The sequence below is a fragment of the Frigoribacterium sp. AP1 genome (assembly GCF_056680555.1).
On record NZ_CM155288.1, the window covers coordinates 3,106,364 to 3,132,572 of the forward strand.

19 protein-coding genes and 1 other RNA gene are annotated in these 26,209 nt (G+C 70.2%); 8 read left to right on the plus strand and 12 right to left on the minus strand.

The window, feature by feature from the left end; translation table 11 throughout:
• Positions 1-139: 139 nt before the first annotated feature.
• Together AC1MBW_RS14735 and AC1MBW_RS14740 are read right to left on the minus strand one after the other, a co-directional pair.
• Positions 140-1,495 (minus strand): MFS transporter, encoded by a 1,356-nt coding sequence (locus tag AC1MBW_RS14735; protein WP_480024925.1) that lies wholly within the window; start codon positions 1,493-1,495, stop codon positions 140-142.
• Between the two features lie 87 nt (positions 1,496-1,582).
• Entirely contained in the window at positions 1,583-2,509 is a 927-nt protein-coding gene (locus tag AC1MBW_RS14740; RefSeq protein ID WP_054146170.1) for a proteasome assembly chaperone family protein, read from the minus strand.
• 86 nt (positions 2,510-2,595) lie between these two features.
• Here AC1MBW_RS14740 and AC1MBW_RS14745 point away from each other — a divergent pair, with 86 nt between their 5' ends.
• The 3 genes from AC1MBW_RS14745 to sucB all read left to right on the plus strand — a co-directional run bounded on the left by AC1MBW_RS14745 (position 2,596) and on the right by sucB (position 7,198).
• Positions 2,596-4,074: a leucyl aminopeptidase gene (locus tag AC1MBW_RS14745; RefSeq protein ID WP_480024926.1), complete on the plus strand. Its 1,479-nt coding sequence runs from the start codon at positions 2,596-2,598 to the stop codon at positions 4,072-4,074.
• Between the two features lie 174 nt (positions 4,075-4,248).
• Positions 4,249-5,622 carry a dihydrolipoyl dehydrogenase gene (lpdA, locus tag AC1MBW_RS14750; protein WP_480024927.1) on the plus strand — a complete coding sequence of 458 codons (1,374 nt, stop codon included), beginning with the start codon at positions 4,249-4,251 and terminating at the stop codon, positions 5,620-5,622.
• A gap of 91 nt (positions 5,623-5,713) precedes the next feature.
• Complete coding sequence (gene sucB, locus AC1MBW_RS14755) at positions 5,714-7,198, plus strand: 2-oxoglutarate dehydrogenase, E2 component, dihydrolipoamide succinyltransferase (protein ID WP_480024928.1); 1,485 nt, start codon at positions 5,714-5,716, stop codon at positions 7,196-7,198.
• Positions 7,199-7,221: 23 nt separating this feature from the next.
• On the opposite strand, the gene AC1MBW_RS14760 is transcribed toward sucB, so the two are convergent.
• Positions 7,222-8,562: a hypothetical protein gene (locus tag AC1MBW_RS14760; protein ID WP_480024929.1), complete on the minus strand. Its 1,341-nt coding sequence runs from the start codon at positions 8,560-8,562 to the stop codon at positions 7,222-7,224.
• Between the two features lie 122 nt (positions 8,563-8,684).
• Between AC1MBW_RS14760 and AC1MBW_RS14765 the strand changes: the two genes are divergently transcribed.
• Positions 8,685-9,407, plus strand: a complete 723-nt coding sequence (locus AC1MBW_RS14765; protein ID WP_071253490.1) for a DUF4191 domain-containing protein — start codon at positions 8,685-8,687, stop codon at positions 9,405-9,407.
• A gap of 92 nt (positions 9,408-9,499) precedes the next feature.
• Here the strand turns inward: AC1MBW_RS14765 and AC1MBW_RS14770 are convergent, their stop codons facing one another.
• A complete protein-coding gene (locus AC1MBW_RS14770) occupies positions 9,500-9,943 on the minus strand; it encodes an RDD family protein (RefSeq protein ID WP_480024930.1) in 444 nt (147 codons plus the stop codon).
• 138 nt (positions 9,944-10,081) lie between these two features.
• Here AC1MBW_RS14770 and glnA point away from each other — a divergent pair, with 138 nt between their 5' ends.
• A complete protein-coding gene (gene glnA / locus AC1MBW_RS14775) occupies positions 10,082-11,506 on the plus strand; it encodes a type I glutamate--ammonia ligase (protein WP_123517913.1) in 1,425 nt (474 codons plus the stop codon).
• Positions 11,507-11,696: 190 nt separating this feature from the next.
• Here glnA and AC1MBW_RS14780 read toward each other — a convergent pair whose 3' ends face one another.
• From AC1MBW_RS14780 to AC1MBW_RS14800, 5 genes are all read right to left on the minus strand, one after another.
• Positions 11,697-13,127, minus strand: coding sequence for a UDP-glucose dehydrogenase family protein (locus tag AC1MBW_RS14780; RefSeq protein WP_480024931.1), 1,431 nt, complete (start codon positions 13,125-13,127; stop codon positions 11,697-11,699).
• A gap of 55 nt (positions 13,128-13,182) precedes the next feature.
• Complete coding sequence (locus AC1MBW_RS14785) at positions 13,183-14,763, minus strand: glycoside hydrolase family 26 protein (RefSeq protein ID WP_480024932.1); 1,581 nt, start codon at positions 14,761-14,763, stop codon at positions 13,183-13,185.
• A complete protein-coding gene (locus AC1MBW_RS14790) occupies positions 14,756-16,342 on the minus strand; it encodes a glycosyltransferase family 2 protein (RefSeq protein WP_480024933.1) in 1,587 nt (528 codons plus the stop codon). Before AC1MBW_RS14790 ends, AC1MBW_RS14785 begins: the two co-directional genes overlap by 8 nt.
• 507 nt (positions 16,343-16,849) lie before the next feature.
• Positions 16,850-19,795, minus strand: a complete 2,946-nt coding sequence (locus tag AC1MBW_RS14795; RefSeq protein WP_480024934.1) for a bifunctional [glutamine synthetase] adenylyltransferase/[glutamine synthetase]-adenylyl-L-tyrosine phosphorylase — start codon at positions 19,793-19,795, stop codon at positions 16,850-16,852.
• Positions 19,796-19,816: 21 nt separating this feature from the next.
• Complete coding sequence (locus AC1MBW_RS14800; protein WP_043592660.1) at positions 19,817-21,154, minus strand: glutamine synthetase family protein; 1,338 nt, start codon at positions 21,152-21,154, stop codon at positions 19,817-19,819.
• A 37-nt stretch (positions 21,155-21,191) separates the two neighbouring features.
• On the opposite strand from AC1MBW_RS14800, the gene AC1MBW_RS14805 reads away from it, so the two are divergent.
• Complete coding sequence (locus AC1MBW_RS14805; RefSeq protein ID WP_480024935.1) at positions 21,192-22,973, plus strand: NAD+ synthase; 1,782 nt, start codon at positions 21,192-21,194, stop codon at positions 22,971-22,973.
• 47 nt (positions 22,974-23,020) lie between these two features.
• Here AC1MBW_RS14805 and AC1MBW_RS14810 read toward each other — a convergent pair whose 3' ends face one another.
• Complete coding sequence (locus tag AC1MBW_RS14810) at positions 23,021-23,191, minus strand: SPOR domain-containing protein (protein WP_123570143.1); 171 nt, start codon at positions 23,189-23,191, stop codon at positions 23,021-23,023.
• A 66-nt stretch (positions 23,192-23,257) separates the two neighbouring features.
• Here AC1MBW_RS14810 and map point away from each other — a divergent pair, with 66 nt between their 5' ends.
• Together map and ppgK are read left to right on the plus strand one after the other, a co-directional pair.
• Positions 23,258-24,121 carry a type I methionyl aminopeptidase gene (gene map, locus AC1MBW_RS14815; RefSeq protein WP_054146001.1) on the plus strand — a complete coding sequence of 288 codons (864 nt, stop codon included), beginning with the start codon at positions 23,258-23,260 and terminating at the stop codon, positions 24,119-24,121.
• A gap of 13 nt (positions 24,122-24,134) precedes the next feature.
• Complete coding sequence (gene ppgK / locus AC1MBW_RS14820) at positions 24,135-24,896, plus strand: polyphosphate--glucose phosphotransferase (protein ID WP_054146000.1); 762 nt, start codon at positions 24,135-24,137, stop codon at positions 24,894-24,896.
• Between the two features lie 76 nt (positions 24,897-24,972).
• Here the strand turns inward: ppgK and rnpB are convergent.
• Together rnpB and AC1MBW_RS14830 are read right to left on the minus strand one after the other, a co-directional pair.
• Positions 24,973-25,353: RNase P RNA component class A (gene rnpB, locus AC1MBW_RS14825), an RNA gene on the minus strand.
• 71 nt (positions 25,354-25,424) lie between these two features.
• On the minus strand, positions 25,425-26,168 hold the full coding sequence (locus AC1MBW_RS14830; protein WP_480024936.1) for a zinc ribbon domain-containing protein: 744 nt from the start codon (positions 26,166-26,168) through the stop codon (positions 25,425-25,427).
• Between the last annotated feature and the right edge of the window lie 41 nt (positions 26,169-26,209).

A 26,209-nucleotide genomic window follows, 5' to 3' on the forward strand; every position in this document is an offset into this window, starting at 1 on the left:
CGGGCAGTACTAGGACCCATGTCAAGTCCCCGATCGAAAGCGCGCCGACTGCGTCGACTCGTGAACTCGATCGATGGACATGAACGGGTCCGTATCCCATTATTGCACGTCCGACCGGTGTCGGACGACAAAGGGGACGTCAGGCGTCCGGCCCCCGTCGGGGCCGGTTGCGCGCGGCCTGCCATCTCCTGTTCAGGGCAACCCAGAGCGGCGCCACCTCTATTCCTTCCTCGAGGCGTAGGCCCCGACGGGTGCGACGGCGCTCGACGAGCAAGGCCACCACGCCGCCTCCGACCACCACGTACTGGACGAGCAGCGCGATGCGGAACGACTCGAAGGCGAAGAGGTCGCTCGGTTGCCCCGAGGCGATGCGGGCCGCGTCGAGTCGGTCGAGGACGACGCCGATGAGGAACATCATGACGAAGCTCGCCAGGAAGCCGCCCACGTTGACCACGCCGTTGGCGACGCCGAGACTCCGTAGCGGGTTGAACGTCCGCGCGAAGTCGAAGCCGATCAGGGAGCCCGGCCCGCCCACGCCCAGCACGACGACGAGCACGTAGGCGAGCCAGTGCGGGGGCGTCCCGGGCCACGCCAGCAACGTCGTCCAGACGACGGCGAGCACCGTGACGATCCCGAGGACGAGGTTGGAACGTCGCATCGGGTACCGGGCGACCAGCACCCCGAGGACGGGCCCCGCGACGACGCCCGACAGCACGAGCAGCGAGAGCATGCCGGATGCCTCCCCGGTCGAGAAGCCGAGACCGCCGACCAGCAACGGGACGCCCCACAGGAGGCTGAAGACCGTGCCCGACGACTGCGTCACGAAGTGCGACCAGAACCCGAGCCGGGTCCCCGGACGACGGACGCTCTGCCCCAGCTGTCGGCCCGCGTCGGCCCAGCTGACGACCGCCTCGGAGCGGACGCGTCCGGTCGGCGACTCCTTCACGACCAGGAGCACGACCACGGCGGCGACGACCGAGAGGGATGCCGCACTGAGGAAGGCCGGGCCCCACCCCGCCCCGTGCAGGACGATCGACAGGGGCACGGCGGACAGCACCTGGCCGAGCTGTCCGACGTTGCCGGTCCACTGGGACACCTGCGGCAGGATCGGGCCCCGGAACCACGAGGGCAGCAGGCGGATCACCGAGATGAAGGTCATCGCGTCGCCGGCGCCGACGAGAACCCGGCCCACGACGGCCACGCCGATGGTCGGCGGCGAGAGCGCCACGACGAGCTGGCCCGCGGCCAGCAGGACGGCTCCGGCGACGATGAGCCTCTTGGGTCCCACCCGGTCGAGCAGGACGCCCACCGGGATCTGCAGCCCCGCGTAGACGACGAGCTGGACGACGGCCAGGGTCGACAGGGTGGAGGCCGAGACGCCGAAGAGGTGCTGCGCCTCGACGCCGGAGACGCCGAGCGACGACCGCTGCAGGACGGCGACGACGTAGGCGAAGACGGCGGCTCCCCAGACGAGCCAGGCACGTGCGGAGTTCACCCCGCGACCCTAGCCGACCGGGGGCTGGCCGCCGGCCCGCGCCTCCTGCGCTCCCGGATCGGAACGGACCCGGAGGCGCGGTGCCGGTCAGGAGCGGTCGTCGCCCTCGCCGTCCACCCGCCGCGTGGCGAGGAACTTCTCGAGTTCGGCGGCCAGGGCGTCCGCCGAGGGCACCTGGCCGTCCTGGTCGGTCAGCGGCGAGGGCAGCGGGTTGCCCTGCATGTAGGTGTCGTGACGCTCCTCGAGCGTGGCGACCAACCGGGAGAGCTCGTGGTTGCCGGCGACCTGCTCGTCCACCTTGACCATGAAGTCGCGACCCTCTTCGCGGAGGCGGTCGGTCGGGAAGATCAGCCCCGTCGCGGCACTGATGCTCGAGAGCGCCGCCACGGCCGCGTCGGGGAACTCGGTGTCGGCCAGGTAGTGCGGCACGAGCAGGACGAAGCCCGCCGTGGGGTGACCCGTCTCGCCGAGGCGGTGCTCGACCAGGTGCAACGCGTTGGCGGGCGCCTGGGTGACGGGTTTCCACACGGACATCGCCTCGACCAGGTCGGAGCGGTTGCCGCTGACCGTCACCCCGATCGGACGGGTGTGGGGCACGGGCATGGGGATGGAGTGCACCCAGGTCGTGGTCGAGACCCGGTAGCGCTCGACGAGTTGCACGACGGCCGCGGTGAAGCGCTGCCACTGGAAATCGGGTTCGAACCCCGCCAGGAGGAGGAAGCGTTGACCGAGGTCGTCGCGGACGAGGTACAGCGACAGGGTCGAGGGCTCGATCTCGGAGATGTGGTCCTGGTCGAAGGTGAAGGTCGGGCGACGGGCCCGGTAGTCGAGGAGCTCGTCGGCGTCGAAGGTCGCCACGAGGGTGTGGTCGAGGGTGTCGAGGACGTACTCCGCCAGCTGGCTCACCGCCGAGCCCGCGTCGGCGAACCCGGTCAGGCCGGCGACGAGCGGCAGGCCTTCGGGTACGTCGTCGGCGTCGGGGGTGATGTCGTAGAGAGCTGCGGGGTCGTGCATGGTCACCATGCTAGGCACCGGGCGTCGACGGGAGGGCCCCGTGACCACGTGCCGAGAGCGAACACCTCGGTCGATACGATGGGGCGATGACCGTCGCCACGCTCTCCGTCCTGCCGTCCGATCCGACCGCCGCCGAGGCCGACGTCCTCGTCGTCGGCGTCGTCAAGGGGGCCGACGGCCCCGAGCCGACCCTCGAGGTCCCGGGGCTCGCCGAGACGTTCGCCGCCCTGGGTGTGTCCGGCGCCCGGGACGAACTCGTCAAGGTCCCCGGGCACGGCGTCACCGCCTCTGTCGTGGCCCTCGTCGGCCTGGGCGACTCGGTCTCGGCCGAGAGCCTCCGCTACGCCGCGGGCTCTGCGATCCGTCAGCTCACGGCCGTCGACCGGGTCGTCCTGGCCCTCCCCGTGGCCGACGACGCCGAAGCCCTCGCCGCCCTCGAGGGTGCCGCGATCGCCTCGTACGAGTTCGACACGTTCCGCCACTCGTCGGCCTCCGACACGCGTCGACACGCGCGCGACATCGCCCTGGCCACGTCGACGGACGTGCCCGACCCGGTCCTGGAGCGTGCTGCCGTGGTGGCCGAAGCGGTGCACACCGTGCGAGACCTGGCCACGACTCCTCCTCAGCAGATGTACCCCCAGGCGCTCGCCGACTTCGCCGTCGCGCATGCCTCGGACGACGCCCTCTCGGTCACGGTCCTCGACGAGGACGGTCTCCGCGACGGCGGGTACGGAGGCATCCTCGGCGTCGGCCAGGGGTCGAGTCGCGGACCCCGGCTGGTCAAGGTCGAGTACTCCCCCGCCGGAGCGGCGAAGCACCTGGCCCTGGTGGGCAAGGGCATCACGTACGACACGGGCGGGCTGTCGCTGAAGCCCGCCGCGAGCATGCTCGGCATGAAGGACGACATGACCGGGGCCGCGACGGTCCTCGCCGTGACGGTGGCCGTGGCGAAGCTCCGGTTGCCCGTGCGGCTGACCGCGTGGCTCTGCATCGCCGAGAACATGCCGAGCGGCACGGCGATCCGACCTGACGACGTCCTCACGATCAAGGGCGGCACCACCGTCGAGGTGACGAACACCGACGCCGAGGGCCGACTGGTCATGGCGGACGGCCTGGTCGCGGCGAGCGACGAGCAGCCCGACGCCATCGTCGACGTGGCCACCCTCACGGGCGCCCAGGTCGTCGCCCTGGGCATGCGCTACGTCGGGGTCATGGGCAACGACGACCTCGCGTCCGAGATCGTGTCGCTCGCCGACACGACGGGCGAGACGTTCTGGCGCATGCCGCTGGCCGCCGAGCTGCGTGCGCGCCTGAACTCCGACGTGGCCGACCTGGTGAACGCGACCCCGGGAAACACGGCGGCCGGCATGCTGCTGGCCGGCGTGTTCCTCAACGAGTTCGTCGGATCGCGTGAGGGCACGTCGACACCGATCCCCTGGGCGCACCTCGACATCGCGGGGCCGTCGAACAACAAGGGCGGCGGCTACGGCTACACGGCCAAGGGCTCGACGGGCGTGACCGTCCGCACCCTGATCGAGCTGGCCGACAAGTTTTCCGCTGCGTAGTAGGGTCGTAGGGGCGGGAGAAACCCGCTGAGATCGGTCCCCCGAGGGCATCCGCCGACGTGCGTCACGACGACGCCGCCGAACGGTGCGGTCGGTTCGGGGACGGGCGTCGTCGCCACCGCGACGGCCCCGCCTCGGCGTCGGGGTACCGCGGACGCACGAGGGAGTTGCTGGGTGTCGGAACAGAATTTTGACCTGGTGGTGCTCGGCGGCGGGAGCGGCGGATACGCTGCGGCGCTGCGAGCGAGCGAGTTGGGCTTGAGCGTCGCACTCGTCGAGAAGGACAAGGTCGGGGGCACCTGCCTCCACCGCGGCTGCATCCCCACCAAAGCGCTGCTGCACTCGGCCGAGGTGGCCGACGTCTCGCGCGAATCCGCCAAGTACGGCGTCAACACCGACTTCCACGGCATCGACATCGCCGCCGTGACCTCGTACCGCGAGGGCATCGTGGCCAGCAAGTACAAGGGCCTCCAGGGACTCGTCAAGGCCCGGGACATCACGACGGTCGAGGGCGAGGGCAAGCTGACCTCGCCGTCCACCGTCCAGGTCGGCGAGACGACGCTGAAGGCCAAGAACGTCGTGCTCGCCACCGGGTCGTACTCGCGTAGCCTCCCCGGTCTCGAGATCGGCGGCAAGGTCATCACGAGCGAGCACGCCCTCGCGCTCGACCACGTTCCGAACAAGGTCGTCATCCTCGGCGGCGGTGTCATCGGTGTCGAGTTCGCCAGCGTCTGGAAGAGCTTCGGCGTCGACGTGACCATCGTCGAGGCCCTGCCCCACCTCGTCCCCAACGAGGAGGAGTCGATCTCGAAGCAGTTCGAGCGTGCCTTCCGCAAGCGGGGCATCGCCTTCTCGTTGGGCATCCGGTTCCAGGGCGTCGAGCAGAACGACGACGGCGTCGTCGTCACCCTCGAGGACGGCAAGACGTTCGAGGCCGACCTCATGCTCGTCGCGGTCGGCCGGGGCCCCTCGACCGCCGGTCTCGGCTACGAAGAGGTCGGCATCACGATGGACCGCGGTTTCGTCCTGACGAACGAACGCCTCGCGACCAACGTCCCCGGCGTCTACGCCCTCGGCGACATCGTACCCGGCCTCCAGCTCGCCCACCGCAGCTTCCAGCACGGCATCTTCGTCGCCGAAGAGATCGCGGGCCTCAAGCCGCAGGTGATCTCCGACGTGAACATCCCCAAGGTCACCTACTCCGACCCCGAGGTCGCATCGGTCGGCCTGACCGAGGTCAAGGCCGCCGACCAGTACGGCGCCGACAAGGTCACCAGCTACGACTACAACCTCGCGGGCAACGGCAAGAGCCACATCATCGGCACGAGCGGCTCGATCAAGGTCGTCCGCGTGGTCGACGGCCCCGTCGTCGGCGTGCACATGATCGGCGCCCGCGTCGGAGAGCTGATCGGCGAGGCACAGCTCGCCGTCAACTGGGAGGCCTACCCGGAAGACGTCGCCCCCCTAATCCACGCGCACCCCACCCAGAACGAAGCCCTCGGAGAAGCCATGCTGGCCCTCGCGGGCAAGCCGCTCCACGCGATGTAGATCCAGAGCACCATAGCTCCTGCGAAGCAGGGGCCCGCATCACCACCACAGCAATCACAGACACACAAATGTCGTCAAAGGAGCCCCACAGATGAGCGAATCCGTCAACCTCCCGGCACTCGGTGAGAGTGTCACCGAGGGTACGGTCACCCGCTGGTTGAAGAACGTCGGTGACCGCGTCGAGGTCGACGAGCCGCTGCTCGAGGTCTCGACCGACAAGGTCGACACCGAGATCCCTTCGCCCGTCGCCGGTGTGATCGAAGAGATCCTCGTCGCCGAGGACGAGACCGTCGAGGTCGGCACCGCCCTGGTCCGCATCGGAGACGGCAGCGCCTCCGAGGCCCCCGCGGACGAGCCCGAGGCCGCCGCAGAGCCCGAACAGGCTCCCGAGGTCCCCGCCGAAGCAGAGGCCGAAGAGCCGGAGGTCGCCTCGTCCGCCGCTCCCGCCCCCGGCGAGGACTCCGCAGCCAGCGCACCCGAGCCCGCCCCCGCGGTGGACCCGGCTCCCGCGGCACAGCAGGACGCCGCGGGCCAGCAGCCCGCCGCAGCGCAGCCCGAGGCCTCCCGGCCCAGCAGCGAGCAGCCGGCCCCCTCGGCACCGACCCCGTCGCCTGCCACGGGCTCGTCCGAGACGTCGGCACCCGCCACCCCGGCCCCGAGCAGCGGTGCGCCCGTCGGCTACGTCACCCCGCTCGTCCGTAAGCTGGCGAACGAGAAGGGCGTCGACATCTCGACCCTGACGGGCAGTGGTGTCGGGGGTCGAATCCGCAAGGAGGACGTCCTCGCCGCCGCCGAGGCCGCGGCGTCCTCGACCACCTCGGCACCGGCCTCCACCGGTCCCGCTCCGATCGAGGTCTCCCCGCTGCGGGGCACGACCGTCCCGATGTCGCGCCTCCGCAAGGTCGTCGCCGAGCGCGCGGTCCAGTCGATGCAGGCCATGGCCCAGCTCACCAGCGTGGTCGAGGTCGACGTCACGAAGGTCGCGGCGTTCCGCGACGCGAACAAGGGTGCCTTCCTCGAGAAGACCGGCAACAAGCTGTCCTTCCTGCCCTTCTTCACCCTGGCGGCCGCCGAGGCACTCAAGGCGCACCCCAAGCTGAACGCGACCGTCGACGGCGACTCGATCGTCTACCCCGACCACGAGCACGTGGCCATGGCCGTCGACACCGAGCGAGGCCTGCTGACGCCGGTGATCAAGAACGCCTCCGACCTCGACCTCGCGGGCATCGCCGGTCAGATCGCCGACCTCGCACAGCGCACGCGGGACAACAAGCTGAAGCCCGACGAGCTGGCCGGTGGCACGTTCACCGTCACGAACACGGGTTCGCGCGGTGCACTGTTCGACACCCCGGTGGTCTTCCTGCCGCAGGTGGCCATCCTCGGCACCGGCATCGTCGTCAAGCGACCGGTGGTCATCAAGGCCGACGGATCGGAGTCCATCGCGATCCGGTCGATGGTCTACCTGGCCCTGTCGTACGACCACCGCATCGTCGACGGCGCCGACGCGGCGCGCTTCCTGGTCGCCGTCAAGGAGCGTCTCGAGGGCGGGGACTTCTCGTCCAAGCTCGGCATCTGACGCCCGTCGGGTGAGGCCGGGCCTCACCGATCGACGAACACGTCTCGAAGCCGCCAACCGGCCTCGGTCCTCATCACGAGGACCGAGGCCGGTTCGCCGTGGGGGCCCGTCGCCTCGAGCACGACCGTCCCGCCGGCTCGTGACGCCCCGCCCGTCAACTCGAGCTGGACCGTCGCCGCGCCGGCAAGCGAGGGGTCGCCGAGCACGGCCGCGTCGCGGAGCGCGATCGGGGAGCCCGGTTGGTCGACGGCGTCGAGACAGCTGGGTGTCACGTCGCGCAGGCACTCCAGACGCGCCGCCAGGAGCACCTCGGCGGCTGCGCCGGCATCGTCACCGACGACGAGCGCCTCAACCTCGTCGAGAGATCCGGTTGCACCCGACCGAGGAGGTGCTGTCGTGACGGTCCCCGGGGAGTCGCCTGCAGGATTTCCCGGCGTGGAGGACTCGGCGCCGGCCGAGACCGTACTCACCCTGTCGTCGGAGCCGTCGTGGCGTGCCGATGAAGCCGGCCCGAGGACGACCGTCGCACCGGCGACGACGACGGCACCGGCTGCGAGCAGTCGATACCGCCTTCGGACGGCCCCGAGGGCGGGGATCACCTGTCGCGGTCGCAGGTCCCGCACACCGGCGATCACACGGTCGAGCGCCTCCGATTCGGGCAGGAGCGCGAGCCAGCTCCGCACGACCGGCTCGTCCTCGGGGGCAGACACGAGGGGGCCTCCCCCGAGACCGTCGTCGACGCTCGAGAGCGGAACGGCCTCGCCGAGGTCGAAGACCGACTCGACGAGTGACTCGAAGCTCGTCGCGTCCAGGGTCGGCGTCGAGTCCCGCGACGCCGGTCGTGCCGCCCGCTCGACGACGGCCCGGGCGAACTGCGCCGCCACGGGCAACGACACGCGCTCGGCGTCCGGCCCGGCGGCCGCTTGCTGCGCGCCCACCAGCACAGGGGCCCCACGGGCGTCGATCTCGACGTCGTCGACGTCGAGAGCACCGATGGCCGTCCCCCGACGGGCCAGGTGCTGGACCGCATCCAGCACGGGCACGACGAGGGTGATGGCTTCCCCCGGCTCGGGACGCCCCCGGGCGGTGAGCCACGAGGCGAGCGGGTCCCCGCCGAGGTCCTCGAAGACGAGCACGAGCTCGCCCGACGCACTCGTCAGCACGTCGACCAGGGAGGCGACGTGCGGGTGGTCCGCACGCGCGAAGGCGACCGCCTCGGCGACGGGAGAGCGTCCTGCCGAGCCCGACCCGCGCCTCCTGAGCACGACGCGCGACCCGCCGGGTGCTTCGGCGAGGATGCGCTCCACCCCGCCGTCGAGGCGCCGGGAGAGCACGCGGTAAGGGCCGATCGACTCGCTCGTCATGAAGCGATGGTGTCGTCCCGTGGCCGGCGGCGTCGTGCCGCCGCCGACCGCTGTCGACCGTCGACGGATCGGAGTCCCTGGGGAGGACTCGTCGGGACCGCTTACCCCGTATCCTGGTCCACATGGCTCGTCGCACGTCCCCCGAGAACACGTCCCCGAAACCGCCGAAAGAACCCGGCCGTCTCAAGCAGATGTGGCAGGTCTTCCAGATGACCCGCCGCGTCGACAAGACGGCGCTGCCGATGATGCTGCTGGCGTTCTTCGTGCCCGTGCTGCTCGGTGTGGTCGCGGCGCTGCTGCTCACGGGCGGCAACGTGCTCGCCCTCGTGCTGTACATCGTCGTCGGCGTCATGCTCGGGTTCCTGCTGCTTCTGATCGTGCTGGGCCGGAAGGCCGAGCGCGCGGCGTACTCGCAGATCGAGGGGCAGCCCGGTGCCGTGGGTGCCGTCATGAAGAGCGGCCTGCGTCGTGCGTGGCGCGCCGCCGAGATGCCCGTGGCCGTCCAGGGACGCAGCCAGGCCGCGGTGTACCGAGCGGTCGGCAAGCCGGGTGTGGTGCTCGTCGCCGAGGGTGGCGCCGGTCAGACGCGCCGACTCGTCGACGAAGAGCGTCGCAAGGTCACCCGCATCCTCCCGAACGTCCCGGTCCACGTCCTCAACGTCGGCCCCGACGCCGACTCCGTGCCCCTGCACAAGCTCGCAGGACGCATGAACAAGCTCAAGTCGTCGATCAACCGCAACGAGGTGCTCGCCGTCAGCAACCGCCTCCAGTCCCTCGGTCAGAACGGCCTGCCCATCCCCAAGGGCGTCGACCCCTTCAAGGTGCGGTCGGGTCGTCCGCGCTGACCCCGGCGACATCCGCCTCGACGTGACGTGACGACGGCGCCCCTCCGACCAGGAGGGGCGCCGTCGCGCGTTCGTCGGGTCGGCGGGGCGCCTCAGACGCGGACGAGGATCGTCCCGGCGACGCGATCGTGCAGGCCCCGCTGGTCGAGGTCCCAGACGACGGCCGGGATGACGAGCACGAGCAGCACCGACCGCAGGACGGGCCGTCCGACGCCGATGCGGCCGCCGGCCATCGGCACGAGACGCATGCCCAGGGCCAGGTGCCCGAGCGAGCCGCCGAACAGCACGAGGAAGAGCATCTGCATGAGCAGGAACACCCCGGTGATGGCGAGGCCCTCGCCACCGAAGAAGAGCGCGGCCACCGCGTAGGCGATCGCCCAGTCGAGGGCGAGCCCGGCGACGCGCCGCCCGAGTCGGGCCACGGAGCGGGGCCCCTTCTCGGGCAGCCCGAGCCGCTCGCCCGGCCAGCGCTGCGCTCCGTCGTCGGGGCCGCCCACGGAGGCGGGACGGGAAGGAGGCGCGGTGCGATCGGGCATGCTCCGAGCCTACCGAGGGGCCGAGCCGTAACATGCCGGAAACATGAGGGACACCGCAGCGAAACGGCCCCTCCGTAGCCTCGTCGGAGGCTGCGTCCCGCATCCGATCCGTTCCAAGCCCATTGGAGAGACATCTAGATGTTCACTGATTCTTCCGAGGTGCTGAAGTTCATCAAGGACACCGACGTCAAGTTCCTTGACATCCGCTTCACCGATCTTCCCGGTGTCCAGCAGCACTTCAACATCCCCGCCTCCACGGTCGACGAGGAGTTCTTCTCCGTCGGACAGCTCTTCGACGGGTCCTCCATCCGGGGCTTCGCCTCCATCCACGAGTCGGACATGCAGCTCATCCCCGACGTCACGACCGGGTACGTCGACCCGTTCCGCGTCGAGCGCACGCTCGTCCTCGTCTTCGACATCTTCAACCCACGCAACGGCGAGCTCTACAGCCGTGACCCGCGTCAGGTCGCCAAGAAGGCCGAGAAGTACCTCGCCTCGACCGGCATCGCCGACACCGCGTTCTTCGCCCCCGAGGCCGAGTTCTACATCTTCGACGACGTCCGCTACGAGGTGAAGCAGAACGCCAGCTTCTACAGCGTCGACTCCGAAGAGGGCGCCTGGAACACCGGCCGCGTCGAAGAGGGCGGCAACCTCGCCAACAAGACGGCCTACAAGGGTGGCTACTTCCCGGTCAGCCCGGTCGACAAGACGGCCGACCTGCGGGACGACATCAGCCTCAAGCTGATCGACTCGGGCCTCGAGCTCGAGCGCGCGCACCACGAGGTGGGCACCGGCGGCCAGCAGGAGATCAACTACAAGTTCGACACGATGGTCCACGCCGCGGACGACATCCTGAAGTTCAAGTACATCGTCAAGAACACGGCCGAGCAGTGGGGCAAGGTCGCGACCTTCATGCCGAAGCCGCTCTTCGGCGACAACGGTTCGGGAATGCACACCCACCAGTCGCTCTGGAACGACGGCAAGCCGTTGTTCTACGACGAGAACGGCTACGGCGGCCTGTCCGACCTCGCGCGCTGGTACATCGGCGGCCTGCTCAAGCACGCCCCCGCGGTGCTCGCCTTCACGAACCCGTCGATCAACTCGTACCACCGTCTGATCCCGGGCTTCGAGGCCCCCGTCAACCTGGTCTACTCGGCCGGCAACCGGTCGGCGGCCATCCGCATCCCGATCACGGGCACGAACCCGAAGGCCAAGCGCATCGAGTTCCGCGTCCCCGACGCCGCCTCGAACCCGTACCTCGCGTTCGCCGCGCAGCTGATGGCCGGCCTCGACGGCATCCAGAACCGGATCGAGCCGCACGAGCCGGTCGACAAGGACCTGTACGAGCTGCCCCCCGAAGAAGCGAAGAACATCCCGCAGGTGCCCGCGTCGCTCGAGGGTGCGCTCGACGCGCTCGAGGCCGACCACGAGTTCCTGACCAAGGGCAACGTCTTCACCGAGGACCTCATCGAGACCTGGATCGCGTACAAGCGCGAGAAAGAGATCCTGCCCATGGCGCAGCGTCCCCACCCCTTCGAGTTCGAGCTGTACTTCGGCGTCTGATCCGATCGGCATCACGAGAGGCCCGCATCCCCGAGGGGGTGCGGGCCTCTCGCGTCGGAGGCGCAGGCGTCCTCGGGGACGCGAGCCGCGCCTCCTCGAGGCCACCGAGGACCAGGAGGCGCGGGTGCCGGACGCAGGACGGGCCGCCTCCCTCGGGAGGCGGCCCGTCAGCCCGTGCCCGACGATCCGGTCAGGCGGGTACGGCGGTCGGCGTCAGCGCGCGGCGCTGAGCCGGGGTGCGACGGCCGCCCAACGGACGGACCTCCCACCCGGCGGCCGACCAGACCTCGGCGTCGAGCACGTTGCGTGCGTCGATCACCACGGGGTTGGCGGCGAGCTCGGCGAGTCCGGCCGCATCCGCCCCGACGAACTCGGGCCACTCGGTGAGCAACAGCACCGCGTCGGCGTCCGTCACGGCCTCGGCGGCCGAGTCGGCGAACGACAACGTCGGGAAGCTGCGCTGGGCCGTCTGAGTGGCCTCGGGATCGACCACGAGCACCTGGGCGCCGCGCAGGTGCAGGGCCGCCGCGACGTTCAGGGCCGGCGAGTCGCGGACGTCGTCGGTGTGCGGTTTGAACGCCGCCCCGAGCACGGCGATGCGCCGGTTGAGCACCGAACCGCCGCAGGCGTCGATCGCCTGGTCGATGACCCGTTGGCGCTGCGCCATGTTGATCTCGTCGACCTGTTGCATGAGCCCGACGACGCGGTGGGCGGAGAGCTCGTTGGCCCGGAACATCAGGGCGCGGATGTCCTTGGGCAGGCAGCCGCCGCCGAAACCGAGGCCGGCGTTGAGGAACTTGCGTCCGATGCGGTCGTCGAAACCGAGGGCGTCGGCGAGGGTCGACACGTTGGCGCCGGCCGCCTCGCACAACTCGCTGATCGCGTTGATGAACGAGATCTTCGTGGCGAGGAACGCGTTGGCGCTGACCTTGACCAGCTCGGCCGTCGGGAGGTCGCACGAGATGACGGGGGTTCCCGTGGCGATGGGCATCGCGTAGACCTCGCGCATCAGGGCCTCGGTGCGGACGTCGGTCCCGCCGAAGACGATGCGGTCGGGACGCAGGGTGTCCTCGACGGCGTGGCCCTCGCGGAGGAACTCGGGGTTCCAGACGAGGTCGGCCGAGACACCGGCGGGGACCACGCCCGCCACGATCTCGCGCAGGTGCGCCGCCGTTCCGACCGGGACGGTCGACTTGCCGACGATCAGGCCGTCGTGGCTCAGGGCGGCGGCGACGTTGCGGGTCGCCTCCTCGACGTACGAGAGGTTGGCGGCGTGGCTCCCCCGGCGCTGCGGCGTGCCGACGCAGACGAAGTGCACGTCCGACAGGGCGACGGCCTCGGCGAGGTCGGTCGTGAAGGTGAGCCGGCCCGAGCCGACGTGCTCCAGGATGAGCTCGGGCAGGCCGGGCTCGAAGAACGGCACGCGCCCCTCGGCCAGGGCGGCGACCTTGGCGGGGTCGGTGTCGACCCCGATCACGTCGAAGCCCATCTCGGCCATGGCCGCGGCGTGCGTGGCGCCGAGGTAGCCGGTGCCGATGACGCTGATGCGGGGCTTCACCGAGGCGACGTCGACTGCCGTCTCGGTGGCGGCGGACTGGGGGGTGGTGGCGTCTTTCTTCATGATGCGCTCCTGGGGATGAGGAAGAGGCGGGAGAAGGGGAAGGGGATGAGGGTCGTCACGGCGAGGGCTGCAGGTCGTAACCGACGTCGCGACGAGTGATCCCCGCGGTGAAGGCGGCGAGGCTGTCGGACCGTGACGTGAGACGCCAGTCGTTGGTCGACCGCACCCCGTCGACGACCGTGGTGGCCACGAGGTCGAAGTACGAGAAGCCGATGATGTCCGCGTTCGCCGGATCGGCCAGCGCGTCGAAGAGCGAGTTGAACCACTGCGCCTTCTCGCTCGTGGCCGTGGGGTCCGACGAGCCACCGGTCTCGCTCGCACCGATCTCGGCGAGCAGGATGTTCTTGCCCGGTGCGATGGCCCGGAGCTGCTTCAGCGTGGCTCCGAAGGTGCTGTCGAACGTCGGCCTCGACTTGTCGTCGTAGGGCGGGCGGTAGTACCCCGACATGCCGACGATGTCGACGTAGTCGGCACCCGGGTAGAGGCTCGCGAGGAAGGCCTGAGTCGTGTGGTCGCTGCCGCCGGTCTTGCCGGTGGCGAGGCGGTCGATGCGCGTGGGCGCCCAGATCCAGGCCACGAGGTCGTTAGCCCCCTGCCGCTCGAACAGGTCGTGGACGTGCTGCCAGGCCTTCACGTAGTCCCCGGGCCCGTTGCCGTTGACGGCGCCCTTGCTGTTGCCGTAGTCCGTGCTCCAGGGGTACCAGGTGCCGTTCATCTCGTGGTCGAACCGCAGTGCCAGCGGCATGCCGTTCGCGACGATGTCGTCGGCGTAGGTCGTCAGGTACGAGTCGAAGCTGCCGTCGATGATCTTGGTCAGGCTGTAGTCGGGCTGTTCGGGCTCGTTGTTGCCGGCCTTGATCGGCTGCGACTCCCACGTTAGCACGGGCAGCTTGCCCCGCGACCAGGACGACCGGACGGCGTCGGCGCGGAACTCCTGGTCGAATCCCTGGAAGTAGCCGACCATGTTCGCCTCCGAACCGACCGCCGCCTCCTGCGCGTCGTAGGTCGCCCAGTTGAACGGCGCCTGATCCGTGAAGAGCCCGAAGTAGCGCGACTCGGGGTCGACGATCGAGGCGAGGGAGGGCGTCTCGATCGTGACGGGGCCCGTGGCGCCCCCACCGTTCGAGCCGGTGCCTCCCGACCCGGAGCCGCCGGACGCACCGTTCCCCCCGCCTCGTCCACCGGCCGCGGTGCCTGCCGCGCCCGAACTCGACCCCTGGCCCGCGTCCGCGGCGGACTGCGCCTGGGCCAGGGCCGACTCCGCGGAGGCGAGCTTCGCCTGCGCTGCGGTCAGCTGCCCTTCGGACGTCCAGGCCTGCTGCTGCACGTCGGCCAGGGCCGCCTTGCTCTCGGCGAGCTGCTTCTTCGCGGAGACCAGTTGGTCGAGCAGCGCGGACCGGTCGGCCTTGAGCGACGAGACGTTGATCGACGGGTCGACGCCCGTGACCTCGGTGACGGCGCTGCGGACGATGTTGTCCGACGGTGAGACCCAGATGAGCCACGAGATCATGGCGAGCAGCACCACCACGGCGGTGGCGCCGAGTGCGGTGCGCCGGGCGTTGCCGTGGGAGGTCGCCCACCAGGCTCCTGACTGCATGTGGACGGGGGTGACGAAGTCCTGCGTCGAGTCAGACAATGAAGAAGACCTCCAGGGCGATGATGGCGGCGCCGATCAGGTACGGGAATCCGGCTTTGGGGTTGAGGCGGCGACGAGGAGGCGCGGTGGCGGTGGTCACGGCCGCCACCGGTGCCGGAGCGGTCGCCCCCTCGGCCTCGGCGGCCAGGGCCGCCTTGCGGCTCTTGACGAGGACCGCTCCTTGTTCGTCGGTCTCGTCGGTCGCCGAGCCGAAGTCGAAGAGCGTGTCGACGCCGGGGTCGACGCCGTCGCGGAACTGCCGTTCGAGGGCGTCGATGGGGGCCTCCTCGGCCACCTCGTCGAGCGCACCCTGCATCTCGTCGTTCGCCGCGCCTCCTGCGTACGCCCCGGCCCGGGTGCCCCAGCCGCTGGCGTGACCCATGCGGAAGAACCCGATGACCCGGATGGGCATGAGGAAGAACGTCGACACGATGATGAACACCGGGAGGCGGAAGAAGTCCGAGGGCTTCTCGGCCAGGTGGCGCATCTGACGGATCGACATGCTGAGGACCGACGAGACCACCATCAGGACGACGATGCTGATGAGGCCCGTCTGCACGCCGTACTCCTCGAGGATGCCCCGGTACAGGTTCACGCCCTGGCCGGTGATCCCTCGGTAGATCCAGCCGCCGATGACGCCCATGAGCATGAAGGGCAGCACGATGTCCATCGCGAAGAAGAACGCGAGCAGCGGGGCGTGCCCGACCATCCACGGCATCATGCGGAGGGTGTTGTACTGGCTGCCGCGAGCCCACCGGAGTTGCTGCTTGTAGAGCTTCTTCACCTGCAACGGGGCGTCCGTGTAGACCAGGCTGGTGTGCTGATACACGGTGCGGTAGCCCTCCTTGAGCGTGAGGTTCGTCAGGGTGCGGTCGTCACTGACCTCGAGGAACACGCCCATGAACTTCTCCGTCATGAACTTGTCCATCACCCGCACGAGGATCTCGCGGCGGAAGGCGATCGTGCGGCCCGGCAGGCAGCCGATCTGCCCCAGCACGCTCTGTGCCGGCATCGAGTAGAGGGCGCGCGAGTTCTCGAGCCAGTCGGCCCAGCGTGTGATCCAGCTGCGCTCGGGCTCGAGGATGCGCTGGCGGGTGGTGACGCCCCCGACGTTCTCCTGGGCGAACGGACGGAGCAGCTCGGAGAGGGTGCCCGGCGTCCAGACCGTGTCGGAGTCGACGAGGACGGTGATGTCGCCGCGACTCAGCTCGGTGCCGATCATGACGGCGTTGCGCTTTCCGGGGATCGGCGTGTGCACCCAGCGGACGAGCGGCCCGAACTCCTCGCAGACCGCCGCGAGCTCGGGGTTGGGCTTGCCGTTGATCACGACGATGATCTCGCCGGGGCCCTGTTCGACCATGCGGCCGATGACGTCCCGGAAGAGGTCAAGCGGTTCGTCCACGACGGGGACGACGACGCTGGTGGTCCCGCGGAAGTCGCCCGTGAAGGGACGGTAACGACGGGAGAGCAGGACCTTGATGATCCAGAGCACCCAGATGAGGGCGCTGTAGGCGGCGAAGAGGTAGATCTCGGGGTATCCGCCCGCCATGGAACGGATCTGCAGGATGAAGGTCAACACGATGGCCACCTGAGGTGTGAGAAGGGATCGGCTTCCGCAACGCTGGGGAATTGGTCTATCGGGTTGAGGGAATTCTGAGTCACACGCGGGCGGCTCACAACCACCCCCCGACCGCGGGTGGCGGGATGGCCAGGTCGGGGTACGTCGAGTCCGGCAAGGTGCTGTCGACAGAAGTGCTGACACGCGCGCATCACCGAGGCTGCCGAACCGTCCGGTTCGGAGTGGTTGTCGGCTGGCCACGAATCCGCGATCGAGGGTTCGTGGAAAGTCCCGATCACAAGCCTCGATTTAATGCATGGACCTTGTGTTGCCCAATGGGCAATGATCGCCGACGGTGCTGTCAGCCCTGCTCGTCCCCCACACATGGGTCATCTCCCCGAAACGCGACGGACATGTAGCGAGGGGTACAGACGGGCGATTCGGGGTACACGGAAAGAAGGTGACATCGGTCCGCGAGGATCGCGGGGTCGCGATGCACCCCGGGCGTGTCGCACGGCCCGGGGACGGTCAGCCGAGTGGTTCGGGGGCCTCGTCGATGCCGTAGAACTCACGCTCGAAGACGGCGCGCGAGCGGCGGGTGGCGGCGAGGTAGTCCTCTTCGAGGGTGGTCGCGGAGCCCGGGGGGTACTCCATCAAGCGAGCGATGCCCTCGAGTTGACGTCGGTCTCGCGGCAGCACGTCCTGCGTCCGGGAGGTCCAGAGGGTGACCGCCGACCGCGCCCTCGACGCCATGATCCAGGCCTCGTGCAGCCGCCGGGCGTCGTCGTCGGCGACCAGGCCCGCGTCCACGGCCGCGGCGAGGGCGTCGAGCGTCGACGGCGTCCGCAGGCCGGGTACGTCGACCCCGTGCTGGAGCTGGAGCAGTTGGACGAACCACTCGACGTCGCTGAGTGACCCGCGCCCGAGTTTCAGATGGCGCGAGGGCTCGGCCCCCTTCGGCAGGCGCTCGGACTCGACCCGGGCCTTGATGCGCTTCACCTCGCGGACCTGCTGCTCGGTCAGCTCGGCGGGGTACCGGACCGAGTCGGCGACGACCATGAAGTCGTCGAGGAGGGCCTGGTCGCCGGCCACGGGCCGCGCCCGCAGCAACGACTGGGCCTCCCAGGTGAGCGACCAGCGCGCGTAGTAGGCACGATACGAGGACAACGAGCGCACCACCGGCCCGTTCTTCCCCTCGGGACGCAAGCCGGTGTCGAGGTCGAACGGCACGAGAGCGTCCGACGTGAGACGACTCATCTCGGCGGCCACCGTGAGGGCGCGACGGTGCGCTGTCTCGTCGCCCTCTGGAGCCCGGTAGACGTAGAGCACGTCGGCGTCCGAGCCGAACCCGAGCTCTTCTCCCCCGTACCGCCCCATGGCGATCACGGCGAACTCGAGGTCGCCGGCGTCCCGGCGGGCCAGGGCCAACGCCCCCGTCACCGACGCCGTCGTGACCGCGGTCAGGCCCCGGGCGAGGGTGTCGATGTCGAGGATGCCCAGGATGCCGCCGACGGCGAGCCGCAGGATCTCGCGGCGTCGCGCCTGACGCAGGACGGTCGCCGCCGCGTCGGGCGAGCGATGTCGCGCGAGGGTGGCGGCCGTCTCGTCGAGGAGGCTCGAGAGGGGCCGGGCCCGGAGCTCGGCGTCGTTCTCGAGCCAGGCCGCGGCCTCGGGGATGCGCTCGAGGAGGTCGGCCGCATAGGTGGACGACGACAGGACGGTCGTCAGGCGGTGGGCGGCCCCCGACGAGTCGCGGAGCATGCGGAGGAACCAGTACGACTCGCCCAGGCCGTCGCTCAGGCGCCGGAAGGCGAGCAGACCGAGGTCGGGGTCGGTGCCGTCGGCGAACCACTGCAGCATCGCGGGCAGCAGGTGGCGTTGGATGCTCGCCCGACGCGAGACGCCGGCCGTCAGGGCCGCGATGTGACCGAGCGCACCCTTCGGGTCGGCGAAGCCGATGGCCGCGAGCCGTGCCGTCGCCTGGTCGGAACTGAGAGCGAGGTCCTCTTCGGGACGGGCCGCGACGGCGGAGAGGAGCGGACGGTAGAACAGGCGCACGTGCAACGTGCGGACCCGGCGCTTGACCCCCTGCCACAGGTCGACGAGCTGTGCCGCACCCGGTGCGAGGCCGGTGCCGCGGGCGAGCACCCGGAGCGCGTTCTCGTCGGTCGGCATGAGGTGCGTGCGCCGCAGCCGCGTCAGCTGGATGCGGTGCTCGAGCAAGCGCAGCACGCGGTAGTCGCGGTCGAACTCGGCGGCCTCGGCCCGTCCGACGTACCCCCGCGCGGCCAGGGCCCCGAGCGCGTCGAGCGTCGAGCGCTGGTGCACCCGTTCGTCGGCCTGCCCGTGGACCAGCTGCAGCAGCTGGATGGTGAACTCGATGTCGCGCAACCCGCCGGGGCCGAGCTTGAGCTGCCGGTCGACCTCGCCGGCGGGGATCAGGGCCGTGACCCGTTCACGCATGGCCTGGACCGACTCGACGAAGTTCTCGCGCGAGGCGGCCGACCAGACGAACGGGGCGACGGCGGCGACGTAGCGCTCGCCGAGGTCGACGTCGCCGGCCAGGGGCCGCGCCTTCAGCAGGGCCTGGAACTCCCACCCCTTCGCCCAGCGCTCGTAGTAGGCGACGTGCGACTCGAGCGTCCGGACCAGGGCGCCGTCCTTGCCCTCGGGGCGGAGGTTCGCGTCGACCTCCCAGAGGTCGGGTTCGACGGCCAGGTCCGAGATCGCCCGCGCGGCGTGCATCGCGAGACGGCTGCCGATCTCGACGGCCCGCCCGTTCTCGAGCCCGTCGACCCCTTCGGCGACGTAGACCACGTCGACGTCGCTGAGGTAGTTCAGCTCACGGGCCCCGGCCTTGCCCATGCCGATGACGGCCAGACGGGTGCGATCGACGTCGGCGGCGGGGAACGGGACCTCGCGTCGGGCCACGTCGACGGCGGTGTCGAGGGCGGCGCCCGCGAGGTCGGCGAGAGCCGCCGCCACCCGGGGCAGGACCTCGACGGGGTCGTCGGCCTCGAGGTCGTACGACGCCAGCTGCAGCAGGTGGCGTCGGTACCGGACCCGCAGCGCGACGCGGGCCTCGTCGCCGATCAGCCCGGTCGCCGACCGACGGACGTCGTCGCGGTACGTCGCTGCCGACGGTGGTTCGTCCAGGGGCTCGAGCAGGACGGTCGCCTCGGCGGGGCGACGCGCGACGAAGTCGGCGAGCCCCTCGGACGCGCCGAGGACCCTCAGGAGGCGCGGGCCGGCCTCGCCGTCGAGCAACGCGACCACGCCGGCACGATCCCGCTCGACCGACCGCTCGAGGTGCACCAGGGCCGCGTCCGGGTCGGCCACCGTGGCGAACCACGGGACGAGGTCGCGCACCTGGGGCACTTCGGCGACAAGGCGGTCGAGCCGGTCGCGCCCCGCACCGAGGTCGGAGAACCCGAGCCGCGCCAGCTCGGAGAGACCGGTCGCGGATCGGGGCATGAGGGCGGGGCGGCCGGTCGGCTAGAGGATCTCGAGGTTCGAGCGCAGCTCGAACGGCGTGACCTGTGCCCGGTACTCTTTCCACTCTTGCCGCTTGTTGAGCAGCACGTAGTTGAAGACCTGCTCACCCAGCGTCTCGGCGACGAGTTCGCTGTTCTCCATGATCGACAGGGCGTGGTCGAGGCTGGCGGGCAGCTGACGGTAACCCAGGGCGCGACGCTCGGCGTCGCTCAGGCCCCAGACGTTGTCCTCTGCCTCGGCCGGCAGTTCGTAGCCCTCTTCGATGCCCTTGAGGCCCGCCGCCAGCATCAGCGAGAAGGCCAGGTACGGGTTCGCGGCGGAGTCGATGGCGCGGTACTCGACGCGGCTCGAGTTGCCCTTGTTGGGCTTGTAGAGCGGGACGCGCACGAGCGCCGAGCGGTTGTTGTGACCCCAGGTCACGAAGCTCGGTGCCTCGTCGCCGCCCCAGAGACGCTTGTAGCTGTTGACGAACTGGTTCGTCACGGCCGTGATCTCGGGGGCGTGCTTGAGCAGGCCTGCGATGAACTGACGACCGATCGTCGAGAGCTGGTACTCGGCCCCCGCCTCGTAGAAGGCATTGGAGTCACCTTCGAAGAGCGACATGTGCGTGTGCATGCCCGAGCCGGGGTGCTGGCTGAACGGCTTCGGCATGAACGAGGCGAAGACGCCCTGCTCGATGGCGACCTCTTTGATGACCGTGCGGAAGGTCATGATGTTGTCGGCCGTCGTCAACGCGTCGGCGTAACGCAGGTCGATCTCGTTCTGACCGGGCCCCGCCTCGTGGTGGCTGAACTCGACCGAGATGCCCAGGTCTTCGAGCATGCGGACCGAGCGGCGACGGAAGTCGTGGGCGGTGCCGCCGGGGACGTTGTCGAAGTAGCCGGCCGAGTCGACCGGCTGGGGTCCGTCGGCGCCGAGCTGGGCGCTCTTCAGCAGGTAGAACTCGACCTCGGGGTGCGTGTAGAAGGTGAAGCCACGCTCGCCGGCCCGGGCCAGGGTGCGCTTCAGGACGTTGCGCGGATCGGCCACGGCAGGTTGGCCGTCGGGGGTCGTGATGTCGCAGAACATGCGGGCGGTCGGATCGATCTCGCCCCGCCAGGGCAGGATCTGGAAGGTCGTCGGGTCGGGCTGGGCGAGCACGTCGGCCTCGTACGAGCGGGTCAGGCCCTCGATGGCCGAGCCGTCGAAGCCGATGCCCTCGGCGAACGCGCCCTCGACCTCGGCCGGAGCGATGGCGACGGACTTGAGGGTGCCGATCACGTCGGTGAACCAGAGGCGGATGAACTTGATGCCGCGCTCTTCGATCGTGCGGAGGACGAAGTCCCTCTGTTTGTCCATGCCACGGCCTTTCTGCTCCGCCACTACGGTAGTGGACATGCCCCGACTCCGCTTGGCGCTCGCGCAGACCAACCCCGTCGTCGGCGACCTCGCCGGCAACTCCGCCCAGATCGTCGAGGCGGCCCGTCGGGCCCGCGCCGCCGGTGCCGACCTGCTCGCCGCGGGCGAGATGAGCGTCACGGGCTATCCGATCGAGGACCTCGCCAGCCGGCCGAGTTTCTTGCAGGCCAGCCGACACGCCGTCGAGGTCCTGGCCGAGACCCTCCAGGCCGAGGGCCTGGGTGACCTGCCCGTCGTGGTCGGCCATGCCGACGGCCCCTTCGAGCCCCGCCTGCTGGGCACGAGCAACGCCCCCACGGCCATCGCGAAGAACTGCGCGAGCGTCCTGCAGGGCGGGCGTGTCGTGACGACCACCGCCAAGTACCACCTGCCGAACTACTCGGTCTTCGACGAGTACCGCGTGTTCATCCCCGGTGACGAGCTGCTCGTCGTCCGGGTGGCCGGCGTCGACGTCGCCCTCGTGATCTGTGAGGACCTCTGGCGCGACGGCGGCCCGGTGGAGCGCGTGCTGCACGCCGACGCGGGTCTGCTCCTCGTGATCAACGCGAGCCCGTTCGTCCGCGACAAGGACGAGGTGCGCCTCCCGCTCGTCACGCGCCGGGCCGTCGAGAACGACACCCTGGTGGCCTACGTCAACATCGTCGGCGGTCAGGACGACCTGGTCTTCGACGGCGACAGCGTGGTGGTCGACGGCAACGGGACGATCCTGGCCCGGGCCCCGCAGTTCGACGAGCACCTGCTGGTCGTCGACCTCGACCCCGAGCCGGCCACGGACACCGAGCTGCCCGAGGGCATCCGCCGCGTAGAACTCGAGGCGGCGACCGAGGCGACCGGCGACGGTGCCGGGGGCCACGGGTCCGACACGGGCCGCGCCTCCTCGTCCGCGGTCGAACGCGACGTCGCCGAACTGCCCGACGACCGGCAGCAGCTCTGGAACGCCCTGGTGCTCGGCACCCGCGACTACGTGCGGAAGAACGGGTTCCGCAGCGTGATCCTCGGCCTCTCGGGTGGCATCGACTCGGCCGTGTGCGCGGCGATCGCCGCCGACGCCATCGGGGCCGACGCCGTGTACGGCGTCTCGATGCCCAGTCAGTGGTCGAGCGAGCACAGCCGCAGCGACGCCGACGACGTCGCCGAGCGGATCGGCGTCCGGTACTCGACCGAGCCGATCGCCGACCTCGTCGCGCCGTTCGAGGAGCAGTTGCACCTCACGGGCCTCGCCGCGGAGAACGTGCAGGCCCGCGCCCGGGCGCTCGTGCTGATGGGCCTGTCGAACCTGCACGGCCACCTCGTGCTGACCACAGGCAACAAGACCGAGCTGGCCGTGGGCTACTCGACGATCTACGGCGACTCGGTCGGCGGGTTCGCACCGATCAAGGACGTCCCCAAGACGATGGTCTGGGAGCTCGCCCGGTGGCGCAACGCCCACGCCGAGTCGATCGGCGAGACCGCGCCGATCCCCGAGAACTCGATCACGAAGCCGCCGTCCGCCGAGCTGCGGCCGGACCAGAAAGACGAGGACTCGTTGCCGCCGTACGAGGTACTCGACGGCATCCTCGAGGGCTACATCACGAACGCGCTGGGGGCGGCGGACGTCGTCGCGCTCGGCTACGACGCCGACACGGTGGCCGAGATCACGAAGCTGGTCGACCGGTCCGAGTGGAAGCGCCGCCAGGGGGCGATCGGCCCCAAGATCTCGGGCATGGCCTTCGGCCGCGACCGCCGCCTGCCGATCACCTACCGACCGACGACGGTCTGACGCCCGGGCGTCCCGTCGGCGGTCCGCCGACGGGACGCTCGATCCGCTCAGTCGTTCGCGGCCTCTTCGGCGTCGAGGGCGGCGTTGCGGGCCTTGATCGTCTCGATCGCCCGGGCCGCCTCGTCGCGTGTGGCGTAGGGCCCGGCCCGGTCGACGGCCGGCGAGACCTTGCCCTCTTCGACCTCGTGCGTCTTCGTGTTGAACCAGAACTCGGCCATGGTGTCGTCCTCTCGGTGCGGCTGTGGAGAACGCGAGCCCGTCGCGCTCCCCCTAAGCTTGATCGTATGCCCCGGGACTCCCACGGATTCTTGACCCCGGGCCGGATCTCAGCGCAGCGTCCGGTCCCCCCGTCGATCGCCCGACCCGAGTACGTCGGCAAGGCCGCCCCCGCCGAGTACACCGACGGCGACGTGTACGACGCCGAGACCGTCGAGCTCATCCGCGAGAGCGGCCGCATCGCCTCGCAGGCCATCGACGCGGTCGAGGCCGCCCTCCGCCCCGGCGTGACCACCGACGAGCTCGACCGCATCGCCCACGAGTTCGTCGTCGCGCACGACGCCTACCCCTCGACCCTCGGGTACCGCGGCTACCCCAAGTCGGTCTGCACCTCGGTGAACGAGGTCATCTGCCACGGCATCCCCGACGACACCGTCCTCGTCGACGGCGACCTGATCAACATCGACATCACCGCCTACAAGAACGGCGTGCACGGCGACCTCAACCGAACCTTCGTCGTCGGCGAGGCCGCCCCCGAGACCGTCGAGCTGGTCGACCGCACCCGCGAGGCGCTGCGCCGCGGCATCAAGGCCGTCGCCCCGGGCCGCCAGGTCAACGTGATCGGTCGGGCCATCGAGTCGTACGCCAAGCGCTTCGGCCTCGGTGTCGTGCGCGACTACACCGGCCACGGTGTCGGTCGCGCCTTCCACTCGGGCCTGATCATCCCCCACTACGACGCCCCGCAGTACGACGACGTCATCGAGGTCGGCATGGTGTTCACCATCGAGCCCATGTTGACCCTCGGCGGCATCGACGCCGACGTCTGGGACGACGACTGGACCGTCTCCACCCGCGACAAGAGCCTCACGGCCCAGTTCGAGCACACCCTGGTCGTCACCGAACGCGGTGCCGACATCCTCACGCTCTCCTGAGAAAGGACCACCCATGGCACGCACCGCAGTGGGAATCGACATCGGCGGCACAGGCATCAAGGGGGCGATCGTCGACCTCGACAGCGGCGAGCTCCTCTCGGACCGCATCAAGAAGAGCACCCCCGAGGGCGGCGAGCCGGACGCCATCGTCGCGGTCGTCCAGCAGATCGTCGACGAACTGGGCCTCGACGACGCCTCGGTGCCGGTCGGCGTCTGCTTCCCGGCCGCCATCATGGACGGCAAGACCCTCTCGGCCGCCAACGTGTCGAAGAAGTGGATCGGCTTCGAGGCCGAGAAGCTCTTCGAGACCACGCTCGGCCGGGGCATCCACTTCGTCAACGACGCCGACGCCGCGGGCTACGCCGAGACGCGTTTCGGGGCTGCTAAGGACGTCAAGGGTCTCGTCATCATGACGACGCTCGGCACGGGCATCGGCACCGCCCTCATCAACGACGGCGTGCTCATCGTCAACGCCGAGCTCGGGCACCTCGAGATCGGTGGCAAGGACTACGAGACCAAGGCCTCCTTCGCGGCGAAGGAGCGCGACGACCTCAGCTGGAAGCACTGGGCGAAGCGCCTGCAGAAGTACTACTCGCACCTCGAGGCCCTGCTCTACCCGCGCCTGATCATCGTCGGCGGCGGCGTGTCGAAGCACCACGACGAGTTCCTGCCGCTGCTCGACCTGCGGGCCGAGATCGTCCCCGCCAAGTTGCGCAACAACGCCGGCATCATGGGTGCCGCCGCCCTGGCCGCCGAATCGAACCCGGCGTTCTGAGGCGAGGCACGACCGACGCGAGAAGACCCCGGGTCAGGAGGCGCGCCTCCTGACCCGGGGTCTCTCTCGTGTGAGGCGAATGGGCCGACTGGTACGCCGGGTTCTGTCCCGGTGCCGAAGCACCATGGACGGCCATCTCTCTCGGAACTACGTTGCCGCAGCTCTCCAGCGGTCTACCCGGGGACTCGGCGAGCAGCCTCGACGTCCCCTCTTTGACCTTGCTCCGGGCGAGGTTTACATAGCCGGCCGGTCACCCGAGCCGCTGGTGGTCTCTTACACCGCCGTTTCACCCTTACCCCGTGTCGCACCCGAGGGTGCGACCCGTGGCGGTCTGCTCTCTGTTGCACTTTCTCGCGGGTTGCCCCGGGTGGGTGTTACCCACCGCCCTGCTCTGTGGAGCCCGGACGTTCCTCGGCGGCGGGTTCGCACCCGCCGACGCGACCGTCTTGTCGACCCATTCGCGACACCGAGCCTAGCGGTGCGGCGCCCGCCCGTGGTGCCGTGGGGCCAGCGGGGCACCGGCAGGGGTCAGATGCCCGACTCGTAGGTGCGGACGAGGACGGCGTTGCTGTCGGGGCAGAGCACGACGTCGTCCTCGGCCGCGGCGCGCACGGCCGCCAGGTCGCTGCCGGTCAGGGCCACGCCACTGGCGCTCGACACACCGCCGCGCAGCAGGGACGCACCCACGCCGTAACGGTCGCGCTGACGTTCGTAGAGGGCCAGCAGGTCGGCGGGCACCGTCGCCGCGATCGTCTCGCGGTTGGCGACGACCTCGGCCCGCTCGGCCTCGAGCTCGGCGAGCTTCGCGTCGCGTCCGGTCTCGGCGTCGACGCGGCGGGTGTCGAGCTGGTCGAGCTCGCCCTGCGTCACCGCGGCGACGGCACCCAGGCTCTCGACGCGCTCCATCACCTCGAGCTCGAGGTCTTCCAGGTCGGAGCGACGCTTGGCGAGGGCGGCGAGCTCACCCTCGAGGGCGGCGACGTCCTTCGTCGACGACGACGACGCGATGCGCTGTTCGTCACGTGCGACGCGCGCCTCGACGACGGCGACGTCGGACTCGATGCGCTTGAGCTCGCTCTGCGCGTCCTCCCATGCGCCCTGCTCGGTCGCGAGGCGGCTGCGCAGGCGCGAGCCGTCGCCCTCGAGCGACGCGAGGACGGCGATCTCGGGCAGGTTGGCGCCCTTGTGCGCGATCTGGCGCAGCGCGGTGTCGAGTTGCTGCAGGTCGAGCAGCAGGGCCTGGTGCTCGTAGCTGGCTTTCATCAGGGGCATGGGGACTCTTCTCGGGGTCGGGGGGAGGCGGGGACGGGGCG

Excerpts from the sequence above, each read along its gene's own strand:
- map (WP_054146001.1), top strand. The coding sequence starts at position 23,258 with ATGCCCCGGGACTCCCACGGATTCTTGACCCCGGGCCGGATCTCAGCG.
- AC1MBW_RS14765 (WP_071253490.1), top strand. The coding sequence starts at position 8,685 with ATGGCTCGTCGCACGTCCCCCGAGAACACGTCCCCGAAACCGCCGAAA.
- AC1MBW_RS14770 (WP_480024930.1), bottom strand. The coding sequence starts at position 9,943 with ATGCCCGATCGCACCGCGCCTCCTTCCCGTCCCGCCTCCGTGGGCGGC.
- AC1MBW_RS14805 (WP_480024935.1), top strand. The coding sequence starts at position 21,192 with ATGCCCCGACTCCGCTTGGCGCTCGCGCAGACCAACCCCGTCGTCGGC.
- glnA (WP_123517913.1), top strand. The coding sequence starts at position 10,082 with ATGTTCACTGATTCTTCCGAGGTGCTGAAGTTCATCAAGGACACCGAC.
- AC1MBW_RS14795 (WP_480024934.1), bottom strand. The coding sequence starts at position 19,795 with ATGCCCCGATCCGCGACCGGTCTCTCCGAGCTGGCGCGGCTCGGGTTC.
- AC1MBW_RS14745 (WP_480024926.1), top strand. The coding sequence starts at position 2,596 with ATGACCGTCGCCACGCTCTCCGTCCTGCCGTCCGATCCGACCGCCGCC.
- AC1MBW_RS14830 (WP_480024936.1), bottom strand. The coding sequence starts at position 26,168 with ATGCCCCTGATGAAAGCCAGCTACGAGCACCAGGCCCTGCTGCTCGAC.
- ppgK (WP_054146000.1), top strand. The coding sequence starts at position 24,135 with ATGGCACGCACCGCAGTGGGAATCGACATCGGCGGCACAGGCATCAAG.
- AC1MBW_RS14780 (WP_480024931.1), bottom strand. The coding sequence starts at position 13,127 with ATGAAGAAAGACGCCACCACCCCCCAGTCCGCCGCCACCGAGACGGCA.
- AC1MBW_RS14740 (WP_054146170.1), bottom strand. The coding sequence starts at position 2,509 with ATGCACGACCCCGCAGCTCTCTACGACATCACCCCCGACGCCGACGAC.
- sucB (WP_480024928.1), top strand. The coding sequence starts at position 5,714 with ATGAGCGAATCCGTCAACCTCCCGGCACTCGGTGAGAGTGTCACCGAG.
- AC1MBW_RS14810 (WP_123570143.1), bottom strand. The coding sequence starts at position 23,191 with ATGGCCGAGTTCTGGTTCAACACGAAGACGCACGAGGTCGAAGAGGGC.
- AC1MBW_RS14760 (WP_480024929.1), bottom strand. The coding sequence starts at position 8,562 with ATGACGAGCGAGTCGATCGGCCCTTACCGCGTGCTCTCCCGGCGCCTC.
- AC1MBW_RS14800 (WP_043592660.1), bottom strand. The coding sequence starts at position 21,154 with ATGGACAAACAGAGGGACTTCGTCCTCCGCACGATCGAAGAGCGCGGC.